Raw genomic sequence first — 19,891 nt, 5'->3', positions numbered from 1 at the left:
TATAGACTAAGGAACTGGAAGAAGATAGGGTTTCCCTTGACTTCGAACTATTCCCAAATGAAAGAAACTTTTCTTTATTCCCACAAAAAAAAGACACCTTTCACAGGTGTCATACAACATATCCAAGTGATCGCAGGACGTTATCCATGAATGCTTCGGAATAAAGATAAACTTCCTCACGTTCGGGCTCTTGATAAACATCATGATAGAGCCGCTTCCACTGTTTGATTTGAACCTCCGACAGTTTCTGTTTCCATACCCAGCTCCGGGCATAGGCGATATCCGTTATTTTATCGTCCCCTCCGATGTGAAGAAGGACGGGCACATCTTGAATCTCGTCCTCATGCAGGAGAACCGATTTCATAAAAGTTTGCAGTTCTTTATACCAGGCCGCCGTCACAACCGGATTATACAGACGGTCTGTTTGCGCATCAACATAATTATCGTAATTGCGGGTCAATAGTTCAATACCGATTTCATGATTCAATTTCGCAGAGGAGGAAAATTTCGTCAGCATCGCGGAAAATTTCGGCGGATGATGTTTCAACGAAAGCCACGGTGAACTTAAGATAATTCCCGCGCACTCCACTTTTTCCGTCTGCAAGAGGCGCGCCACCAACGTCGCTCCCAAGCCATGCCCGAAAACAAACAGTGGCAAGTGATCTGCCAAGCCAGCTGTTATCAGTTTCTTGACAAACTCCACGTATGTCGAAAAGGATTCATTATGGATCCTCCTACCAGTCTCTTCTCCATGGCCAGGCAAATCTCCAGTTATGACATGAAAACCGCTAGCCCTCAGTTTCTGGATCAACCATGCGAAACGGTTATGATGTTCATAGGCATTATGAACAATGACTGCCACCGCCCTCGGCTGGCCGTCCGCTTCCCATTTCCACATGAGCATCCTCCTCATCTTTCATAGACTACTCTCTCTTTTACCGTTTTCAGTTCAATAAAAACTTGAACTTTGTTACGATAATTATACACCACTAGAGGAAGAGGGAGAACGAATTGATTTATCCATATAAAGACAAGACCCCAAATATTGATCCGTCTGTTTACATTGCAGAGTATACAACAATTACGGGAGACGTGACAATCGGTGCGGAATCGTCAATCTGGTTCAACACCGTCATCCGTGGAGACGTCTCACCCACCATAATCGGGAGAAAGGTTAATATCCAAGACTTATGCTGCCTTCACCAAAGTCCGAATCGACCATTGGTACTGGAAGATGAAGTCTCCATCGGACACCAAGTGACGCTCCATAGCTGCACCATCCGTAAAGGAGCCCTCGTCGGAATGGGCGCCATCGTTTTGGATGGAGCTGAAATCGGAGAAGGTGCTTTCGTCGGAGCCGGCAGCTTAGTTCCCCCTGGAAAAAAAGTGCCTCCCAACACATTGGTAATGGGCTCCCCCGCCAAAGTCGTGCGTGAATTAAACGACGACGACCGGAAAGATATGGAACGAATTGTCCGGGAGTATGCGGAAAAAGGGCAGTATTATAAGAGTTTACAGAAATGATAGGATAGAATGAAGTGGAATTCCACTAAGCAGGAATAGCTGGATGTATTCGTTGGAAGTTATGGGTGATTCGAGCGAATGGAGGCGAGTTTTGAACTAGGTTCTAGAAATAATGAGCGGTTTTCCGGAGTTATGAGCGCCCCCGACGAGTTATCAGGGCTTCTCCGGAGTTATAAGCGTTCCCAATTGATTATGGGCGATTCTTCGGAGTTATAAGCGTTCCCAACGAATTATGAGCGCTTCTCCGGGGTTATGAGCGGTCCCTGGAAGTTATGGGCGCCTCTATAAATTATCAGCGGTTTTCTAACAATTACAATAGAACCCTCAGCTTCACTGCCAAAAAATAACAGGAAGGGTGCCACTGCCGGCTCCCTTCCTGTTTTATTTCAATTATCCAATCACGCGTTCCGCCAAATCCCTAAGCGCAGTGGCTCTGTCTGTCTGCTCCCATGGCAATTCGATATCGGTACGGCCGAAATGTCCGTATGCCGCGGTTTGCTTATAGATCGGGCGGCGCAGATCAAGCATCTTGATAATGCCGGCTGGACGAAGGTCGAATAGTTCGCGGACTAGTCCCACAAGCTTGCTTTCATCGATTGTACCCGTGCCGAACGTATCGACCGAAATGGAAACTGGTTTGGCCACACCTATCGCGTAGGCCAGTTGCACTTCGCAGCGATCCGCCAAGCCCGCCGCCACAATATTTTTCGCGACATACCGTGCAGCATAAGATGCGGAGCGGTCCACTTTCGTCGCATCTTTTCCGGAAAACGCTCCGCCGCCGTGCCGAGCATAACCGCCGTATGTATCGACGATGATTTTACGGCCAGTCAGACCCGCATCTCCTTGAGGACCACCGATGACAAACCGTCCAGATGGATTAATAAAATACTTCGTGTTTTCATCTAACAGCTCTCCCGGAACGACTGAACCAATCACAACTTCCTTCATGTCGCGGGTGATTTGTTCAAGTGTCACCTCGGGATGGTGTTGCGTCGAAATGACAATCGTATCGATCCGAACCGGTTTATTATCTTCATCATATTCAACTGTCACTTGCGTTTTACCGTCCGGACGCAAATACGGAAGGATCTCCTCTTTGCGGACTTCCGTGAGGCGCCGTGACAATTTATGTGCCAAGCTGATCGGCAGAGGCATCAATTCCGGTGTTTCATTACAAGCAAATCCGAACATGAGCCCTTGGTCCCCTGCTCCGATCGCTTCCAGTTCCTCATCCGTCATCGTTCCTTCCCGGGCTTCCAACGCTTGGTTGACCCCCGCCGCAATTTCCGGGGATTGCTCGTCAATGGAAGTCAGGACAGCCGATGTCTCCCAGTCGAAGCCAAATTTCGCACGTGTATATCCGATTTCTTTTACCGTTTCCCGTACCACTTTTGGAATATCCACATACGTAGTTGTCGTAATTTCACCAGTTACCAAAACGAGCCCTGTTGTAATTGTTGTTTCGCAGGCTACTCGTGCATTTGCATCTTCCTTCAAAATGGCATCGAGAATGGCGTCCGAAATCTGATCGCACATTTTGTCCGGATGGCCCTCGGTTACAGATTCTGAAGTGAACAATTTACGATTTGTCATACAATTTCCTCCTATATCCTACGAGATTGATACGGTACTCATAAGTCCCATGTTCAGTTTAATCGACTAAGATCAAACTTTAAGCCATTTCGAGCTTTAACACGAGGGATAAAGGGCAATCTAAATAAAAAAGCCCTTCACTCACGTAAAAACATGAGGAAAGGCATAATTTCGAGAAGCACCTTTCACTCTTATCGTTCAAGGAATTTTACCTTGGTCCAGGTTTGGCACCTTCTCGCAGACAACGATGTCTTTGCAGGTTGCCGGGTTTCATAGGGCCTGACCCCTCCACCAGCTCGGGATAAGAGTATCCGTTCATTCTCATGCTACGCAATTTCATGTCGTATGTCAACAATTTATGACATTTGTGTCGAATTCTTTGCGGTTTCAAATTAGTGTAGATTATTATTAGTAATGTGTTATACTATTCGTGAATTGTAATGAAACCCAAGATTTTGGGATTATATGCAAAGGACGGTACAAAAATTATGATTTCAGCGAAAATTGGCGATGGACTAAAAAATCTTCTAGCAGGAGAAAATGTAAACATCCAGCTTTCCGTGCCACAACTGGTTGAAAAAGCGACTTCACGCGGAGAGGCTCAACTTACTGCAGACGGCGCCATCACTGCGCAGACAGGGAAATATACAGGACGTTCCCCAGAAGATAAGTATATCGTCGAGGAAGCGTCCTCCAAAGACAAAATCGATTGGGGTAAAGTGAACCGACCGATTTCTTCCGAAATTTTCGATTCTCTATATACGAAAGTTCTCGATCACCTAGGCAAAAAAGACGAACTTTTCGTCTTTAAAGGGTTTGCAGGTGCTGATAAAGATGCACGCTTGGCAATCCAAGTTGTTAACGAATATGCATGGCAGAACCTCTTCGTCCACCAATTATTCATCCGTCCGACGGAAGAAGAATTGCAAACGCACGAAGCTCAGTTCACCATTCTAGCGGCTCCTTCATTCAAAGCAGATCCAGCTGTCGACGGTACTCGTTCCGAGACTTTCATCATTGTATCACTTGAAAAGCGCATCGTCTTGATCGGTGGTACAGAATACGCTGGAGAAATGAAAAAATCGATCTTCTCCATTATGAACTACTTGCTTCCTGAACAAGGTATCCTTCCAATGCACTGTTCAGCGAACGTTGGTGAAGACGGCGATGTTGCTTTATTCTTCGGTCTTTCCGGCACAGGAAAAACAACTCTCTCAGCAGATGCAGACCGTAAATTGATCGGTGACGATGAGCACGGTTGGTCCGACAATGGCGTCTTCAACATTGAAGGCGGATGCTATGCGAAATGTATCAACTTGTCTCAAGAAAAAGAGCCGGAAATTTTCGGAGCAATTCGATTCGGTTCCGTTTTGGAAAACGTCGTCGTTGACCCGGAAACACGCATTCCGGATTATGATGATAATTCCTTGACTGAAAACACACGTGCGGCTTATCCGATTCATAATATCGAAAATATTGTTACACCGTCTGTCGCAGGCCACCCAAAAACAATTGTCTTCTTGACAGCAGATGCTTTTGGCGTATTGCCTCCGATCTCGAAATTGACGAAAGAACAAGCGATGTACCATTTCCTTAGCGGATTCACTTCCAAATTGGCAGGTACAGAGCGTGGCGTCACTTCTCCGGAAGCGACATTCTCTACATGCTTTGGCTCTCCATTCCTTCCACTTCCGGCAACTATCTATGCGGAAATGCTTGGAAATAAGATTGACGAGCACAATGCACAAGTCTTCCTCGTCAACACAGGTTGGACTGGCGGCGTCTACGGCGTCGGTAAACGGATGGACTTGAAATATACGCGAGCTATGGTTCGTGCAGCATTGGCGGGTAAACTGAACGATGTAGAAACTGAAGTGAATGAAATCTTCGGACTACAAATGCCGACTGCTATTGAAGGCGTTCCGAGCGAAGTTCTAAATCCACGAAACGCTTGGGCGGATCCAGCAGCTTACGATGAAAAAGCGAAAGAATTGGCGGACCTATTCCGTGAAAACTTCAAGAAATTCGGTCATGTTTCTGAAGAAATCGTCCAAGAAGGCGGACCGATTGCATAATGAATACAAAAAACCAGGTACCTGAACAGGTATCTGGTTTTTTCTTATATACTTTGGTTCTTCATCCATAGGCAAGCTTCCCGAACAGTTTTCGCATTAATTGCAGGAGGGAAGAAATGGGTATACTCAGGGTAATACCACGTATCATACAGCTTGTCGTGTTCGCGTAAAGCATTTTCCAAAAGGATGGCCTGCTCAAATGAGACATTGTCGTCTTTCATGCCATGGATAATCAGAATGGGGCATGTGATTTCATTTATTCGAAATAAAGCAGTCCGATCCCGATATTCGTCTGGCATATTATTCGGTGTTCCACCGATGACCCGTTTCATCATCCGGCGCATGTCTTTCCGTTCCTTATATGTAAAAACAATATCGGACACGCCTGCCCATGTGACAATGGATGAAATATCATCCCGTAAAATTGCGGTCCATAATGCCATGATACCGCCTCGTGAAAAGGCGAATAGGTGAATCCGGTCAGAGCGGAGCTTCGGTGATTGTTTCAATACATCAACACCGTTAACTGCATCCAGCCGATCGGCCCCAACGAATTCGTCTCGCCCTTCTCCTCCGCGATTCCCTCTGTAGTAAGGGGCAAACACGACAAACCCTTGCGATGCGAACTGAGCAATGCGTGCGGGCCGCACCATGCCGACATGTTGGATTCCGCCGCGCAAATAAACAATCCCTTCATACTCTCCATTTGCAATGGGTTCAGCCAGAAGCCCTTTTACTCTCAAGCCTTCCGACCAATAGGTGATTTCCTCTAATTGAACATGCGGGTTGGGGGAAGGATAAGGTCTACGGTGATAGATTGTTCCGTCACTCTGCATATGCTTCCACTCGCTTTCTAATTTGCTCCATCCCTGTACCTCTCATATGAAAACTTAACTCAGTGCACGTATCGACCTCTTCGTCTGTCAACCATAAAGCGCCTTCGGTTTCGTGGAGTTGGGGATGTACATCAATGGTATCGACTTGGCCCGTGAAAACTGCCTTGCAAAATGTCTGATTGGTGCGGACGACATATTCAGCAATTTTTTTTATTCCGGAAATGGAAACGCCGGTTTCCTCCAGTGTCTCGCGGATGGCTGCTGCTTCGATTGTCTCCCCCTCTTCCGCCTTTCCACCAGGAAACTCGATGCCTCGTTCTGGATGCCGAGTCATCAGCCATTTCCCTTCATGTTTCAGGACAATAAGGACGTGTCTCGATTCCATTCCATCCGAATTCTTGCCGAATGTCAGCTCCACACGTCCCCCGTTGGAATCCGTGAAAACCATCATGTCACTTCACATCCTTTAGTCCAGTGTAGCGAAGGACAAAACCGTTTTCAACGGAAATACGGCAGTTGCTCGATAAACCTTTTCGATTCCTCGTCAGTGAATTCATGAATCAATGCATAGACCTTCATCGTCCTGCGATCGATATCATGGTTGTCCCTGTCATAATGGTAGGGCACGTAAGGGAGATGAGAACGAAGGAAGTTTCGGAACTCCAAACGATCCATTTGATTAAAAAGCCGCTTGAAAATAGGAGCTGCTTCCTGCGTGATTTCCACTTCATATTCCCACGGTGAATCATGGGGATGCGGATACACCTGTTGATTGACGACCGAGACATATAATTTCATCTTTTCCATAAGAACCATCCTTTTTCGGATTAGTATGGTCCTCGAAAATGAAAACATGCACCTCCGAAATGGAGATGCATGCTTCTTCCGGTATTACGCTTTCACATCGACGGAAATCCCTTTATAAGGATGGGCAGCAGCGGGTTGGTCCGGCAAACTTTCCAACATTTCGGTCGCTGCCGCAGTGTTCATCGAGAGGGCTTTCGTCATCACGCTCATTTGGACAGTGGACTGCAAACTGCGCAGTTGGCTGGCCATCATGGAGTTGATATCCATTTCCCATCCCTCCTTTCACACTTCTACTATCGGTCAAACCATCCGTTTTTTAAGAAAAACTCTTATTTATTGTCCTCGCCGAGGAAGGCATTCAGCATCCACTGGTGTTTCTCGATGCTTTGATACGTAGCATTCAACAAGTCCTCTGTCATGTCGTCTCCAGCTTCCGCTGCAAGGTCCATTCCCTTTTTCAACGACTTCATGATTTTATCAAAATCGTCTACCAAGGTCTGGACCATAGCTTCCGTGTTCTCTTTTCCAGTCGCCTCTTTCACGACAGATTGCTCCAAATGCTCTTTTAATGTTGCGACCGGATTTCCGCCAAGCGTCAAAATACGCTCCGCAATCTCATCCATATGTAGCGTTGCCTCATTATAGAGTTCTTCAAATTTCGCATGCAGTGTAAAAAATTGAGGTCCTTTCACATACCAATGGTAGTTGTGGAGTTTCGCATACATGACCGACCATGTGGAAACCTGCGTGTTCAATTCTTCCAATAGCTCTTTTGACATAAAAAAACAGCTCCTTTTATATACTCTATCACCATTCGGCGTTTACAAATTAGATGAGGAACTTTGGCCGAATGAAGATAAATCATCTCCCTTTCAATTTACCACTAAACCTTTTAGAATAAACATGAATACCCCGAATGGAGTAGTTGATTTGAAAAAAATGTTAATTTTATCAATTAAAATATATCAAAAAGCCATTTCACCGTTGACGCCCCCATCTTGCCGCTTTTATCCGACCTGTTCCCACTATGGAATAGAGGCGATTGATAAGCACGGCGCTTTCAAAGGTGGATGGCTGGCCATCAAGCGGATTTCGAAATGTCATCCGTTTCATGAGGGAGGATTTGATCCCGTTCCTGACAAAGTGGAAAAACATTAAGTTCGGTTTAATGAAACCGGACTTTTTTTCTTGTATAAATGGGTTGTCAAAACTCCGACTCTTATGTATGATAAAAAAGCGTACTAGACAAATCGTAATCATTACTATTAACAAAAGGAGTTTTCATATGATTGGAACAAAACGATTTATTATCGTTTGTCTATCGGTTCTCATACTGCTCGGTGCTTGTGGCAATAAAGAGAGTGGCGAAGAACAATTAAAAGAAGAGGAAACGCTGACTGTTTTTACAACGGTCTACCCACTCCAGTATTTTACGGAGCGGATTGGCGGCACCCATGTCAATGTCCAATCCATCTATCCTACCGGAGCCGATGAGCATACGTTCGATCCGACACAAAAAGATATGATGGCGCTTGCCGACGCAGATTTATTTTTCTATATCGGGCTGGGACTGGAAGGCTTTGTGGAAAATGCCGAGAAAACTTTGAAAAATGAGCATGTCAAAATGATTCCGACTGCAGAAGGGATTCCAGAAGAGCAGCTTGGCGAGGGACATGATGATCACGAAGGGCATGACGAAGAAGATCAGGAAGGCCACGGTCACGGATCCCATTTGCATGATCCACATGTGTGGATATCTCCTAAGTTGAGCATGGAATTAGCTTCATCCATTAAAGAGGCATTGGTCGAGGCAGCGCCCGACGCACAAGAGGATTTTGAAACGAACTACGAGCAATTGCGATCTGATATTGAAGATTTAGATAGGCGTTTTCAACAGATGGCAGACGAAGCACCAAATAAAACCTTTTTCGTCTCCCACGCGGCATTCGGCTATTTGGCGGACCGCTACGGTTTGGAACAAGTCGCTATCGCAGGACTGAACTCGCAAAGCGAACCGTCCCAAAAACAACTAGCGACCCTCGTCCAAGAAGCCAAGGAGAAGAACATTAAATATGTTCTATTCGAACAAAACATCTCCTCCAAATTAACCGAAGTCATACGGAAAGAGATCGGCGCTGAATCCCTAATGCTCCATAATTTAGGCGTATTAACAAAAGAGGATGTGGAGAATAAAGCGACCTATTTTACGTTGATGGAACAGAATCTGGAAACCTTACAAACCGCATTAAGTGGTGAATGAGAAGGACCGCGCCTCAAATGGGGCGCGGTCTTTTTCTTTGGTTATGGGTTCTGTCTCGAACGGGGCATGACAGTTTCAACCCGAGCCATGATAGTTTGAACGGGCCATGACAGTTTCTGCCCGAGCCATGACAGTTCCGGGATTTGCCCTTAGAGTCTTGCGATTTGCCATTACAGTTACCCCATTTGCCATGAGAGCATCAGGACTACGCCTTATTTTCAGCCCACTTTTTCAATTCGCGCCGCAACAGCTTATTGGAAGCATTGCGGGGCAACTGATCTACGAAATAATAGGCTTTGGGCAGTTTGTACCGGGCTAGCCGTCCTTCGCAAAATGCAGTTAATGTCTCAGCTGTCATATCCCCTCGTTTCACAATGAATGCGACCGGAACCATGCCCCACTCGGGATGGGCTTGGCCACAAACGCCGGCTTCGAGGACATCCGGATGCGAGGCTAGGACATTTTCAATTTCTGCAGGATACACATTCTCCCCACCGGAAATGATCAGATCCGATCGTCGGTCGACGATATATAGATAGCCTTCCGAATCGAAATGACCGAGGTCTCCCGTCGGCAGCCAGCCATCTTGTAGTGGATCCTCAGCAGCCGCATGACCGATATACCCCGGAGTGACATGCGGTCCGCGAATAAGCACTTCCCCCACATCTCCGGTCGATATTGCCCCTTTTATTTTAATTTGGTTAAAAAAGAGTGGTTTGCCTGCAGAACCGATCTTGCGGATGGCATCTCGCGCCGCCAAGGTAGCTGTCTGCGAACTCGTTTCCGTCATACCGTATGTCTGAAGGACCGGAATGTTCCGCTCGGCCGCCCGCTCCAAATAGTTGACAGGCACAAGTCCGCCTCCGCCAAGCATGGTCTGAAATGCAGGGTGCGCAACTTGGTCCTGCTGCTCCAGTTCCCGCAGAATGCGATCCAACATCAGGGCCACGACAGACATCCGGGTCACTGTCCCCTCCCGGATTTCATTAGCCACTGCGCTTGCGTCAAACTTCTCATACAATCTCACTTCCATGCCGTACAATACTGATCGTACCAAGATGGAAAAGCCGCTAATGTGGAATAAAGGCATCACACATAGCCAGACATCCCCTTCTTCTAGTCCAAGGTTCAGCACAGAAGACAAGGCACTGGACGTGTGATTTCCTGCGGTCTGGCGGACACCCTTAGGCAATCCGGTCGTGCCGGAAGTATACATGATTGTAATGGTCCGGTCGGGTTCCCAAATTTCTTGCGGTGTATGCGAGAGGCTTCGTCCTGCTTCCACTTCCGAAAACAGCAGAATCGGGAGATCGGGACGGACGAGCTGGCGCAGCGGATCTTGTGCCAAGACCATCACGGCTTCCGAATCCTTCACTTGCCAATGGAGTTCCTCCGCTGTCAGTCGGCTGTTCAACATGACAATTTCCAAATCCGCCAACAGGCACGCATGAATCATGAACACCATATCCGGATTGGATGCTCCGAGCAACGCAACCCGGTTTCCGGATGCCAAGCCTTGTCCTTTCAATTTTTCCGCAAGTTGAAGAGCACGCTCTTTCATTTCCCAGAAGGTCCAGCTTTCGCCTTTAAATGAGAGAGCATTCTTTTGAGGTGTCAAATAAGCGCGCTGCATAAGCCAATTCGGAATCATGAAATCACCTTTCCTTTGGTCAGAAAAAGCTGCCTGTTTCGAGGCAGCTTCGTCATCATTTTCAGATTAAGGGAAACGAGGGAATTGACCGAAGTCCGGTTTGCGCTTCTCTTTAAACGCATCACGTCCCTCTTTTGCTTCATCCGTAGTGTAGTATAGGAGCGTCGCATCTCCGGCAAGCTGTTGCAAACCGGCTAGACCGTCCGTATCTGCATTCATCGCCGCTTTGATGAAACGGAGGGCTGTCGGACTCATTGCCAACATCTCTTCACACCATTTTACCGTTTCGTCTTCCAATTGCTCATACGGTACAACCGTGTTGACAAGCCCCATGTCTAGCGCTTCCTGAGCGTCATATTGACGGCAGAGATACCAGATTTCTCGAGCTTTTTTATGGCCGATAATACGAGCCAAATAGCCGGAACCATAACCTGCGTCAAAGGAACCGACTTTCGGACCCGTCTGCCCGAATCGAGCATTTTCGGCAGCAATCGTCAAATCGCATACGACGTGAAGAACATGCCCACCACCGATTGCGTATCCCGCAACCATCGCGACAACCGGCTTTGGAATAACCCGGATCAATCTTTGTAAATCTAACACGTTAAGGCGTGGAATTTCATCTTCTCCAACATAGCCACCATGACCACGTACCGATTGGTCACCGCCTGAACAGAACGCCATCTCACCTTCACCTGTGAGAATGATGACTCCGATGCTCTCATCGTCGCGGGCGCGTGTGAACGCATCGATTAATTCAGCCGTAGTCTTTGGTCTGAACGCATTCCGGACTTCCGGACGGTTGATCGTCACTTTGGCAATCCCATTATACTTTTCGTATTTAATATCTTCGTATGTACGAATTGTTTCCCATTGACGTGTCATTTTACTCCTCCTCAGAATTCACATACTTCTCTATCATTGTAGCAAAGATATCCGGTTTTTCCACATGAATCGCATGTCCTGCCCCCGAAATGGTCTCATGTATGCCGTTGGGTAAATATCGGACCATTTCCCGGGAAATAGTAACGAATTTCTTGTCGATTTCTCCCGTAATAAGAAGAACGGGGAGAGTTAGTTTTTCCAGTTCATCCCAGTAAGACCGCTGGCATCCCGTCCCCATCCCCCACAAACTATTGGCCAACCCGATTTCACTTTGGCTTAGCCGTTCCTCCCGGATAGCATGGCGGATCTCTTCAGGTAAAGCTTTTTGCGAATCAAACAGAGGTATGTTTTCCCACATATCAACGAAAGCGGCAAGACCATTCTCCAAAATTCGATTAGCAAGTTGATCATCAGCCGCTTTTCGAAGCTCTCTCTCCTCTTCCAATTTGAGTCCGGGAGATGAACTTTCGAGGATCAATCTCTCTACTTTTTCGGGGAATTCCACTGCATAGGCAAGCGCCGTCCGCCCCCCCATTGAATACCCCAGCAAAGTAAAACGCTCCAAGCCGAGCTGTGCCACTACTTCATCGAGATCCTGGACCTGCTCCTCCATGGTATATCGATTGGCTTTCAAAGGCTTGTCCGTTTTCCCGTGGCCAATCAGGTCGATGGCAACTGTACGGAACCGCCCTTGCCAATGTTGGATCACACTCCGCCACGTTTTCGTGCTGCCAGTAAAGCCATGGAGCATGACAATGGCAGGCAAATGGGCATTCCTCTCAATCTCAACATGCACCTTAATCCCTCTGACCGAAAGCATCCTTTCAAACAATTGAATCGATCCCTTCAGTAATCTCTCCCCAGAGCTCCCGATGCGCTTTGACATTCGACGGTCGATCCGTAAATACTTCTATGATCTGGACCGATTTCGTTTTCGGTTTAGACAGTACTTCCGCAAATTGCGCAGGTGTCTCGACGGCAGAATATTGCGCGTCGTACATTGCTGCGATATGGTTGAATGTCAATCCTGTCGGTGTCCCGAACAGTTGCTCGAAATGATGACTCACTTGTGACTGGGGCAAATAGGAAAAAATGCCGCCCCCATCGTTATTCATAATGACTATCGTCAAGTCCGTCTCTTGGAAACGAGTGATGATCAAACCGTTGACGTCATGGAGGAAGGACAAATCCCCGATCAATAGCCAGGTCGGCCGTTTCCGGGCTTCTTGGATGCCAAATGCGGTCGAGATGACACCGTCAATGCCATTGGTTCCCCGATTCGCAAAAATCGCCACCTCTTTATCTGTCTTGCGGAAAAAAGTATCGACGTCCCTGATTGGCATGCTGCTTCCGCTGACGAGATCGCTCCCATCCGTCAGATGCTCGAATAGCATCTTGGCATAAATGCCTTCGTCGCCTTCCACCCCTTCATATCGGTCCGTTATACATGAGGCAACCTCGTTGGCTCGGGACCAGAGTTCTGCATGAGGAGACCCCTCCCCATCCACTTCAAGTTGCCAAACCGCTTCAGGCGATGCTTGGATATGATAAGTGGCACCACCGAATGGATCACGGAATTCTGGCGATTCATCCACGACCAGGAATGTGGAAGGGCGGACTTCCGATAAATAAAGTGCCAAAGGCTTCGAAACAGGCTGCGCACCGAAACGTATCACCGTTTTCGGAACCACTTTTTCCTTGAAACGTTCACTCTTTAAAATGGCGTCGTAATGGTCGATGCAAAGCGATGAACAAGAAGCCGGCACTCCCGAGCGAAGCTGTGATAATGGGTCGCATAGGACAGGCCAGCCTAAGTTTTGCGCGAAGTTCCAAAAAGCCGATTTATCAACAGTCGCAGGCAGCTCGCCGGCAATGATCAATCCATTTTCGGATGCCGTCAATAAATCAAGAATCAAGCTTTCTGCTGATTCATCCAAACATGTTGTTGAACTGATATGGCCTCTGAATGATGTCGGTGGTACAGGCAGCTCAAAATCGATAAGTAGGGGCTCGCGGAACGGCATATTCAAATGGACGGGACCTTTTGGGACAGTCTGCGCCACCGATAAAGCCCTGCCAATATGACGGTCGATAAAGTTGTCCATGACAGGGTTTTCCTCAGCCAATGGAAAGTCCACACTATATTTCACATGCTCCCCATACATCCGGATTTGATTGATCGCCTGCGGTGCCCCGACTTCCCTTAATTCATGCGGTCGATCTGCGGTGATGACAATGAGCGGGATGCGCGCATAATAAGCCTCCGTGATTGCGGGATGATAATTGGAAGCCGCCGTCCCGGATGTACAAAGGAGGACAACCGGCTGCCCGGACGCCTTTGCCATGCCGAGTGCATAATACGCCGCGGAACGCTCATCCACCTGAATATGCGTCCGGAGTTCAGGAGTCGATGCAAAAGCGTAGGCAAGCGGAGTTGAACGGGAACCGGGGCTGATGACCGCCGATCGGACGCCCGCATTAAGCAAAGCTATCGTGATACGCCGAACATAAGCAGTCAATATATGTCGATTATCCATTCAACTTTCCTCCAAGTGCCCGGAGTACCGGTCTGAATTTCACCCAAGTCTCTTCATATTCCTTTTCCTTCTCGGAATCTGCGACAATTCCGCCTCCAGCATACAAATGGGCGCGTTTCCCGTCGAGCAAACCTGAACGGATCGCTACGGCAAACTCGCCATTGCCCGCTGTATCGGTCCAGCCGATTGGAGCCGCATAATAGCCTCGATCCATACCTTCTAGCTCCCGGATCACTTCCATTGCAACGTCTGTAGGCGAGCCTCCCAGCGCTGGGGTAGGATGTAGGGCCTTGACCAAATCAAAAATATCGATGCCTTTTTCCATTTCTCCAACAACCGGCGTGTACAGATGCTGGATATCCCGGATCTTCATTAATTTCGGCGTTTTCGGAATAGACACTGATTTGCACAACGCTTTAAACACCGTGGAAATCATGCTCACCACATATTGATGTTCTTCCCGATTCTTACGATCCCCAAGAAGTTCTTCGCCGAGTTGACGATCTTCTATCGCCGACTTACCCCGACGGATGGATCCTGCCACACACGCGGAAAAAGCTTTCCCTTTTTCAATTTGGATCAGCCTTTCCGGTGTCGCCCCGAAAAACAAATGGTCGTCCTTTTGCAGCCCGAACTGGTAACTCTCTTGTTGTTCGTTGGTAATATGGTGTAACGCCGAAATGGCCGGTACCTGCTCCTTGAAATGAAGGTCAATTGATCGGGCAATTACCACTTTTTTCGCTTCGCCCTTCTGGATACGCTCTGTCACCTGGCTAACAGCTTTCAAATAGTCTTCTTTCTTACGTTCCACAATCTGAAGCACCTCGGGCTTTGGCGAGACCGGAAACTCTTCCACTTGGGCAATATGGATAAGCCTGTCCCGTTCCTCCCGAAGTTTGTCAAACTCTTCCGCAGAAGAAGCGCTGTCAGTGATCAAATTGATTGCAATCATCGTCTTTCCGTCCCTGATTGTCAATTGGAAGGAAGGCGCAACAAAATAAGAGGACGGGAAGCTTTCCCATTCCTCCTTCCCGCCAACCTCCGGGTCAAATGAAAATCCTCCAAACAGAACGGGCTCCATATCCTTTTCCTCTTTGATAAGCGCCTCGCACAATTGCTTCCAACTGGTAGATATGCTCGTATATCGGTCTTCCCCATGATTCGTTGATAGGACAGCTGCATGTCCGATTCCGACAAGAGTTAACGTTTTATCTGCATTTTGCCAATAGAAACGTTCGTTTTTATAACAAGAATCCCCCGCTTCAAAAAATGCCAGAGGAGATATTCGACCAACATCGATGGTCTCTGTAAAAAAACGAATATCTTTTTGGCCGACGTCTTTTTTAGCGTCCCGAGTAGCGGTCAACTTCCGATTCATTCTTTTCCCTCCGTACTTTCATGCAACGCATAATATGTTGATACCTATATTCTATCATACAAAATTCTTCAGGATTCGGCATTATTTAAGCAGGTGGGATGTCCAGAAACTTAATTTTGGAGTACAATAGAAAGGACAAGTAATGAATCAGAAGGAGAGAACGAATCTTGCAACAGACGATTAAGGCGGATACAGGTTGGCGCATTTGGTGGCAACTGACGCGTCCTCATACATTGACGGCTGCTTTTGCACCTGTGTTTTTAGGGACTATGATTGCATTGACACAAGGTCCACTCCACCTTCCTTTATTTTTTGCCATGCTAATTGCGAGTTTACTTATCCAGATGGCCACGAATATGTTCAATGAGTATTATGACTATAAAAGAGGATTAGATACGGAACATTCCATTGGAATTGGCGGAACAATTGTACGGAATGGCGTGAAGCCAAAAACGGTTCTAAACCTCGCTTTCGTTCTATATGGGATTTCGGTATTAATCGGTATCTATATTTGTTCACAAACATCCTGGATGCTCGCCCTCATCGGTGTACTTTCGATGATGGTCGGCTATTTTTACACGGGTGGCCCGTATCCAATCGCCTATACGCCTTTCGGAGAATTATTTGCGGGCATTGTAATGGGTATGAGTTTAATTCTCATCGCTTTTTATATCCAAACCGGAGAAATTACGGCAGAGGCTATCATGCTCTCAGTCCCGAGCATACTTCTGGTTGGCGGGATCATGTTGGCCAATAATATCCGCGACTTGGAAGGAGACAAAGAAGGTGGAAGGAGAACGCTCGCTATCTTGGTCGGACGTTCCAAAGCGATTACAATTTTAATGTCGTTTTTCATCCTTTCCTATATTTGGATATTGATGCTCGTACTCTTTGGACATTTGACGCCTTGGGCTCTGCTCATCTTGTTGGCGGCCAAAAAGCCTGCAACTGCCATTACAGTATTCCGTAATAACCGGATTCCGCTGAAGATGATGCCTGCCATGAAAAACACAGCGGTCACCAATACTTTGTTCGCCATGCTACTCGGAATCGGAATTTTAATCGGCCATTTATTATAAGCCTTTCAACACTACTTAAATAGCGCGAGAATCCACGCTAGACCTATGAGCATCCTATCTTGGACCCTAACACCAAAAAAGCCGTACACGTTACTACACAACGTGTACGGCTTTTTAGCGTTGAGGTTTAAACATCGTCTTACGAAGGGAATTAAAAAGAAAGGACTTCTCCTTGATTCATGAATCAATTAAAAAATGAGCATACTGCAGAAATAACCAAAAAAGGACGTGACCCAAATGTTAACGGAACAACAACACATGCAATTGAAACAAGCTTTGATTGATATGAAAAAACAATTACAAAAAACGGAGCAAGAGACTGATATGAAAGATAGGGCGCAAGACGCGGTCGGAGAACTCTCCATGTATGATAACCACCCAGGCGATATGGGGACTGAACTCTTTGAAAGAGAGAAGGACATGGCATTGAATGTACATGCGAATGCTGAACTTGATAAAGTCGAACAGGCCTTGCAGTCGATGGAAGAAGGCACGTACGGCAAGTGTGGAGTCTGTCACAAGGACATTGACTTCGAGAGACTAGAAGCCGTTCCATACACTAGTTACTGCATCGATCATGTGCCTGATACCCAAAGGGATGTACCAAATGACCGGCCTTCCGAAGAAGACGTCCTCGTGATGGCTAGACCGAATACATTCGCCGATAAGAGAAGAGCAGAAGATGGGAGAGACAGTTTTGCCGAAGTCGCCGCGTTCGGTACTTCCGAAACCCCTTCCGACTTCACAGGGGATTTCGATGACTATAACTCCTTATACGACGATGGCCTTCAAAATGGCGCCGTCGAAGAGATCGAGGAATTTACCGGAACCGATATGAGCGGAAAAGAACGCGGCTTTATCAGAACCGAAGAATCTCAAGCCTATGAAGAAAGATTAGACGCGGAAAATCTTGAATCATCAATCGGCAATATCCCCTATCATAAAACGGATGGCTACGTGGACGACAAGAAGGAATAACTAAAAGACGGCACCTTCATCGGTCGAAGGTGCCGTCGTTCTTCCATGGAACGCTCATTACTCTGGAGATGCGATCATAACTTCCCCGGACCGCTCATAACTCGGGAGAAGCGATCATAACTTCCGCGGGCCGCCCATAACTCTAGAGATGCGATCATAACTTCCATGGACCGCTTATAACTCTGGAGATGCGATCATAACTTCCCCAGACCGCTCATAACTCGGGAGATGCGATCATAACTTCCATGGACCGCTTATAACTCTGGAGATGCGATCATAACTTCCGCGGACCGCTCATAACTCTAGAGATGCGATCATAACTTCCCCGGACCGCTTATAACTCGGGAGATCCGATCATAACTTCCGCGGACCGCTCATAACTCGGGAGAAGCAATCATAACTTCCCCAGACCGCTTATAACTCTGGAGATGCGATCATAACTTCCATGGACCGCTTATAACTCTGGAGATGCGATTATAACTTCCGCGGACCGCTCATAACTCGGGAGATGCGATCATAACTTCCATGGACCTCTTATAGCTACGGAGATGCGATTATAACTTCCGCGGACCGCTCATAACTCGGGAGATGCGATCATAACTTCCGCGGACCGCTCATAACTCTAGAGATGCGATCATAAACTTCCATGGACCGCTCATAAATTTACAGATGCGATCATATTCCTCGTAACTTGAAAAGGATGCCCCCGATTACGGACATCTCCCTCATGTAACCAGAAATTTCCCCGCGGCCTTCGTAGCTCCATAAAACCTCAATAACAGAAATTTCCATACGAATTCCTTGCATGCAACCGACGGTTCCTGGCAAACAAGAATCACTTTCAATCTCCCAAAATAAAAAAGCAAGGGAACCCTATTAAAATAGGATTCCCTTGCTTTACTATGACCCCTACGGGATTCGAACCCGTGTTACCGCCGTGAAAGGGCGGTGTCTTAACCGCTTGACCAAGGGGCCAAACATATGGCGGAGAAGGAGGGATTCGAACCCTCGCGCCGCGTTAGCGACCTATGCCCTTAGCAGGGGCACCTCTTGAGCCTCTTGAGTACTTCCCCGAGATATGGCTCCGCAGGTAGGATTCGAACCTACGACCGATCGGTTAACAGCCGATTGCTCTACCACTGAGCTACTGCGGAATGGTGGGCCTAAGTGGACTCGAACCACCGACCTCACGCTTATCAGGCGTGCGCTCTAACCAGCTGAGCTATAGGCCCATTGGAGCGGGTGAAGGGAATCGAACCCTCATCATCAGCTTGGAAGGCTGAGGTTTTACCACTAAACTACACCCGCATAGATGGTGGCTCAGGACGGAATCGAACCGCCGACACAAGGATTTTCAGTCCTTTGCTCTACCGACTGAGCTACTGAGCCACAGAATTGTTTGAAAGGAGCTTTCAATTTACCTTTTCAAATCTTATGTAATATCAATAAATAAATGGCGGTCCCGACCGGGATCGAACCGGCGATCTCCTGCGTGACAGGCAGGCATGTTAACCGCTACACCACGGGACCATTTGGTTGCGGGGGCAGGATTTGAACCTGCGACCTTCGGGTTATGAGCCCGACGAGCTACCACTGCTCCACCCCGCGATAATAGTATATAGAAGCTATTATGACTTCAACGCATTTCTCATAAGATACGCCTTAAGCTTCGTTGCCAACACTAATAAGTATACTACAACTTTGGTAATTAAGAAACTCTTTTTTCAGGTTCACCATTTAGTAAAAATGGCGGAGGAAGAGGGATTCGAACCCCCGCGGGCTTTAACACCCCTGTCGGTTTTCAAGACCGATCCCTTCAGCCAGGCTTGGGTATTCCTCCGTAATATAATAATAAGTACTGGTGGACCTTGCAGGACTCGAACCTGCGACCGGACGGTTATGAGCCGTCTGCTCTAACCAACTGAGCTAAAGGTCCTTTAAGATGGCGGCAGAGGGGATCGAACCCCCGACCTTACGGGTATGAACCGTACGCTCTAGCCAGCTGAGCTACGCCGCCAGGATCTTTATTGAGTTTGTTGGTGGAGCCTAGCGGGATCGAACCGCTGACCTCCTGCGTGCAAGGCAGGCGCTCTCCCAGCTGAGCTAAGGCCCCATGAAGTGGTCGGGAAGACAGGATTCGAACCTGCGACCCCTTGGTCCCAAACCAAGTGCTCTACCAAGCTGAGCTACTTCCCGAAATGTGTTTTGTTGGCGCGCCCGACAGGAGTCGAACCCATAACCTTCTGATCCGTAGTCAGACGCTCTATCCAATTGAGCTACGGGCG

General features: G+C 47.5%; 18 protein-coding genes, 13 tRNA genes and 1 riboswitch. Of the genes, 6 read left to right on the top strand and 25 right to left on the bottom strand.

The genetic code is table 11. The annotated features are described in order from the left end of the window. Positions 1-109 precede the first annotated feature (109 nt). Positions 110-898, bottom strand: a complete 789-nt coding sequence (locus tag AB1K83_RS02780) for an alpha/beta hydrolase (RefSeq protein WP_413056629.1) — start codon at positions 896-898, stop codon at positions 110-112. Between the two features lie 113 nt (positions 899-1,011). Here AB1K83_RS02780 and AB1K83_RS02775 point away from each other — a divergent pair, with 113 nt between their 5' ends. Continuing rightward, the gene (locus tag AB1K83_RS02775) at positions 1,012-1,524 is read left to right on the top strand and encodes a gamma carbonic anhydrase family protein (protein WP_413056628.1); all 513 of its coding nucleotides are present in this window, start codon (positions 1,012-1,014) and stop codon (positions 1,522-1,524) included. Positions 1,525-1,914: 390 nt separating this feature from the next. Here AB1K83_RS02775 and metK read toward each other — a convergent pair whose 3' ends face one another. Beyond that, positions 1,915-3,120, bottom strand: a complete 1,206-nt coding sequence (gene metK, locus AB1K83_RS02770; protein ID WP_413056627.1) for a methionine adenosyltransferase — start codon at positions 3,118-3,120, stop codon at positions 1,915-1,917. Between the two features lie 188 nt (positions 3,121-3,308). Then, a riboswitch (SAM riboswitch) is annotated at positions 3,309-3,428 on the bottom strand. Positions 3,429-3,608: 180 nt separating this feature from the next. Between metK and pckA the strand changes: the two genes are divergently transcribed. After that, complete coding sequence (gene pckA, locus AB1K83_RS02765) at positions 3,609-5,195, top strand: phosphoenolpyruvate carboxykinase (ATP) (RefSeq protein ID WP_413056626.1); 1,587 nt, start codon at positions 3,609-3,611, stop codon at positions 5,193-5,195. A 44-nt stretch (positions 5,196-5,239) separates the two neighbouring features. On the opposite strand, the gene AB1K83_RS02760 is transcribed toward pckA, so the two are convergent. The 5 genes from AB1K83_RS02760 to AB1K83_RS02740 form a co-directional block, all read right to left on the bottom strand. Continuing rightward, entirely contained in the window at positions 5,240-6,031 is a 792-nt protein-coding gene (locus AB1K83_RS02760) for an alpha/beta hydrolase family protein (RefSeq protein ID WP_413056625.1), read from the bottom strand. Then, complete coding sequence (locus AB1K83_RS02755) at positions 6,021-6,482, bottom strand: NUDIX hydrolase (RefSeq protein WP_413056624.1); 462 nt, start codon at positions 6,480-6,482, stop codon at positions 6,021-6,023. Before AB1K83_RS02755 ends, AB1K83_RS02760 begins: the two co-directional genes overlap by 11 nt. A 47-nt stretch (positions 6,483-6,529) precedes the next feature. Then, entirely contained in the window at positions 6,530-6,838 is a 309-nt protein-coding gene (locus tag AB1K83_RS02750) for a transposase (protein WP_413056623.1), read from the bottom strand. 84 nt (positions 6,839-6,922) lie between these two features. Then, positions 6,923-7,105, bottom strand: coding sequence for a putative motility protein (locus AB1K83_RS02745; protein WP_413056622.1), 183 nt, complete (start codon positions 7,103-7,105; stop codon positions 6,923-6,925). A 62-nt stretch (positions 7,106-7,167) separates the two neighbouring features. Beyond that, a complete protein-coding gene (locus tag AB1K83_RS02740) occupies positions 7,168-7,617 on the bottom strand; it encodes a Dps family protein (RefSeq protein WP_413056621.1) in 450 nt (149 codons plus the stop codon). A gap of 160 nt (positions 7,618-7,777) precedes the next feature. Here AB1K83_RS02740 and yidD point away from each other — a divergent pair, with 160 nt between their 5' ends. Both yidD and AB1K83_RS02730 read left to right on the top strand, forming a co-directional pair. Further along, positions 7,778-7,996 (top strand): membrane protein insertion efficiency factor YidD, encoded by a 219-nt coding sequence (gene yidD, locus AB1K83_RS02735; protein WP_413057069.1) that lies wholly within the window; start codon positions 7,778-7,780, stop codon positions 7,994-7,996. Positions 7,997-8,123: 127 nt separating this feature from the next. Beyond that, positions 8,124-9,098: a metal ABC transporter solute-binding protein, Zn/Mn family gene (locus AB1K83_RS02730; RefSeq protein WP_413056620.1), complete on the top strand. Its 975-nt coding sequence runs from the start codon at positions 8,124-8,126 to the stop codon at positions 9,096-9,098. A gap of 205 nt (positions 9,099-9,303) precedes the next feature. On the opposite strand, the gene AB1K83_RS02725 is transcribed toward AB1K83_RS02730, so the two are convergent. The 5 genes from AB1K83_RS02725 to AB1K83_RS02705 form a co-directional block, all read right to left on the bottom strand. After that, positions 9,304-10,749 (bottom strand): o-succinylbenzoate--CoA ligase, encoded by a 1,446-nt coding sequence (locus AB1K83_RS02725; protein ID WP_413056619.1) that lies wholly within the window; start codon positions 10,747-10,749, stop codon positions 9,304-9,306. A 66-nt stretch (positions 10,750-10,815) separates the two neighbouring features. Then, on the bottom strand, positions 10,816-11,634 hold the full coding sequence (gene menB, locus AB1K83_RS02720) for a 1,4-dihydroxy-2-naphthoyl-CoA synthase (protein WP_413056618.1): 819 nt from the start codon (positions 11,632-11,634) through the stop codon (positions 10,816-10,818). A gap of 1 nt (position 11,635) precedes the next feature. Beyond that, positions 11,636-12,430, bottom strand: coding sequence for a 2-succinyl-6-hydroxy-2,4-cyclohexadiene-1-carboxylate synthase (gene menH / locus AB1K83_RS02715; protein WP_413056617.1), 795 nt, complete (start codon positions 12,428-12,430; stop codon positions 11,636-11,638). Positions 12,431-12,458: 28 nt separating this feature from the next. Continuing rightward, the gene (gene menD / locus AB1K83_RS02710; protein WP_413056616.1) at positions 12,459-14,171 is read right to left on the bottom strand and encodes a 2-succinyl-5-enolpyruvyl-6-hydroxy-3-cyclohexene-1-carboxylic-acid synthase; all 1,713 of its coding nucleotides are present in this window, start codon (positions 14,169-14,171) and stop codon (positions 12,459-12,461) included. Then, on the bottom strand, positions 14,164-15,549 hold the full coding sequence (locus AB1K83_RS02705; protein ID WP_413056615.1) for an isochorismate synthase: 1,386 nt from the start codon (positions 15,547-15,549) through the stop codon (positions 14,164-14,166). Before AB1K83_RS02705 ends, menD begins: the two co-directional genes overlap by 8 nt. Before the next feature lie 167 nt (positions 15,550-15,716). On the opposite strand from AB1K83_RS02705, the gene AB1K83_RS02700 reads away from it, so the two are divergent. Beyond that, positions 15,717-16,628: a 1,4-dihydroxy-2-naphthoate polyprenyltransferase gene (locus AB1K83_RS02700; protein WP_413056614.1), complete on the top strand. Its 912-nt coding sequence runs from the start codon at positions 15,717-15,719 to the stop codon at positions 16,626-16,628. A gap of 237 nt (positions 16,629-16,865) precedes the next feature. Beyond that, on the top strand, positions 16,866-17,606 hold the full coding sequence (locus AB1K83_RS02695; RefSeq protein WP_413056613.1) for a TraR/DksA C4-type zinc finger protein: 741 nt from the start codon (positions 16,866-16,868) through the stop codon (positions 17,604-17,606). A gap of 903 nt (positions 17,607-18,509) precedes the next feature. Here AB1K83_RS02695 and AB1K83_RS02690 read toward each other — a convergent pair. The 13 genes from AB1K83_RS02690 to AB1K83_RS02630 form a co-directional block, all read right to left on the bottom strand. Further along, positions 18,510-18,581 (bottom strand) — tRNA-Glu (locus tag AB1K83_RS02690). Positions 18,582-18,588: 7 nt separating this feature from the next. After that, positions 18,589-18,679, bottom strand: a tRNA-Ser gene (locus tag AB1K83_RS02685). Between the two features lie 6 nt (positions 18,680-18,685). Further along, a tRNA-Asn gene (locus AB1K83_RS02680) sits at positions 18,686-18,760 on the bottom strand. A 1-nt stretch (position 18,761) separates the two neighbouring features. After that, positions 18,762-18,838 (bottom strand) — tRNA-Ile (locus tag AB1K83_RS02675). A 2-nt stretch (positions 18,839-18,840) separates the two neighbouring features. After that, positions 18,841-18,914, bottom strand: a tRNA-Gly gene (locus AB1K83_RS02670). A gap of 5 nt (positions 18,915-18,919) precedes the next feature. Beyond that, positions 18,920-18,995, bottom strand: a tRNA-Phe gene (locus tag AB1K83_RS02665). A gap of 65 nt (positions 18,996-19,060) precedes the next feature. Then, a tRNA-Asp gene (locus tag AB1K83_RS02660) sits at positions 19,061-19,136 on the bottom strand. A gap of 3 nt (positions 19,137-19,139) precedes the next feature. Then, positions 19,140-19,214 (bottom strand) — tRNA-Met (locus AB1K83_RS02655). 139 nt (positions 19,215-19,353) lie between these two features. After that, a tRNA-Ser gene (locus AB1K83_RS02650) sits at positions 19,354-19,446 on the bottom strand. A 19-nt stretch (positions 19,447-19,465) separates the two neighbouring features. After that, positions 19,466-19,542: transfer RNA gene (locus tag AB1K83_RS02645), tRNA-Ile, on the bottom strand. A gap of 7 nt (positions 19,543-19,549) precedes the next feature. After that, positions 19,550-19,623: transfer RNA gene (locus tag AB1K83_RS02640), tRNA-Met, on the bottom strand. A 20-nt stretch (positions 19,624-19,643) separates the two neighbouring features. Then, positions 19,644-19,719: transfer RNA gene (locus tag AB1K83_RS02635), tRNA-Ala, on the bottom strand. A gap of 6 nt (positions 19,720-19,725) precedes the next feature. Further along, positions 19,726-19,802, bottom strand: a tRNA-Pro gene (locus AB1K83_RS02630). Between the last annotated feature and the right edge of the window lie 89 nt (positions 19,803-19,891).

This window comes from Sporosarcina sp. 179-K 3D1 HS, assembly GCF_047228905.1.
Lineage (GTDB): Bacteria > Bacillota > Bacilli > Bacillales_A > Planococcaceae > Sporosarcina.
Note: the sequence above shows the minus strand (reverse complement) of the source record. Positions and strands in the feature narration are given on the sequence as shown.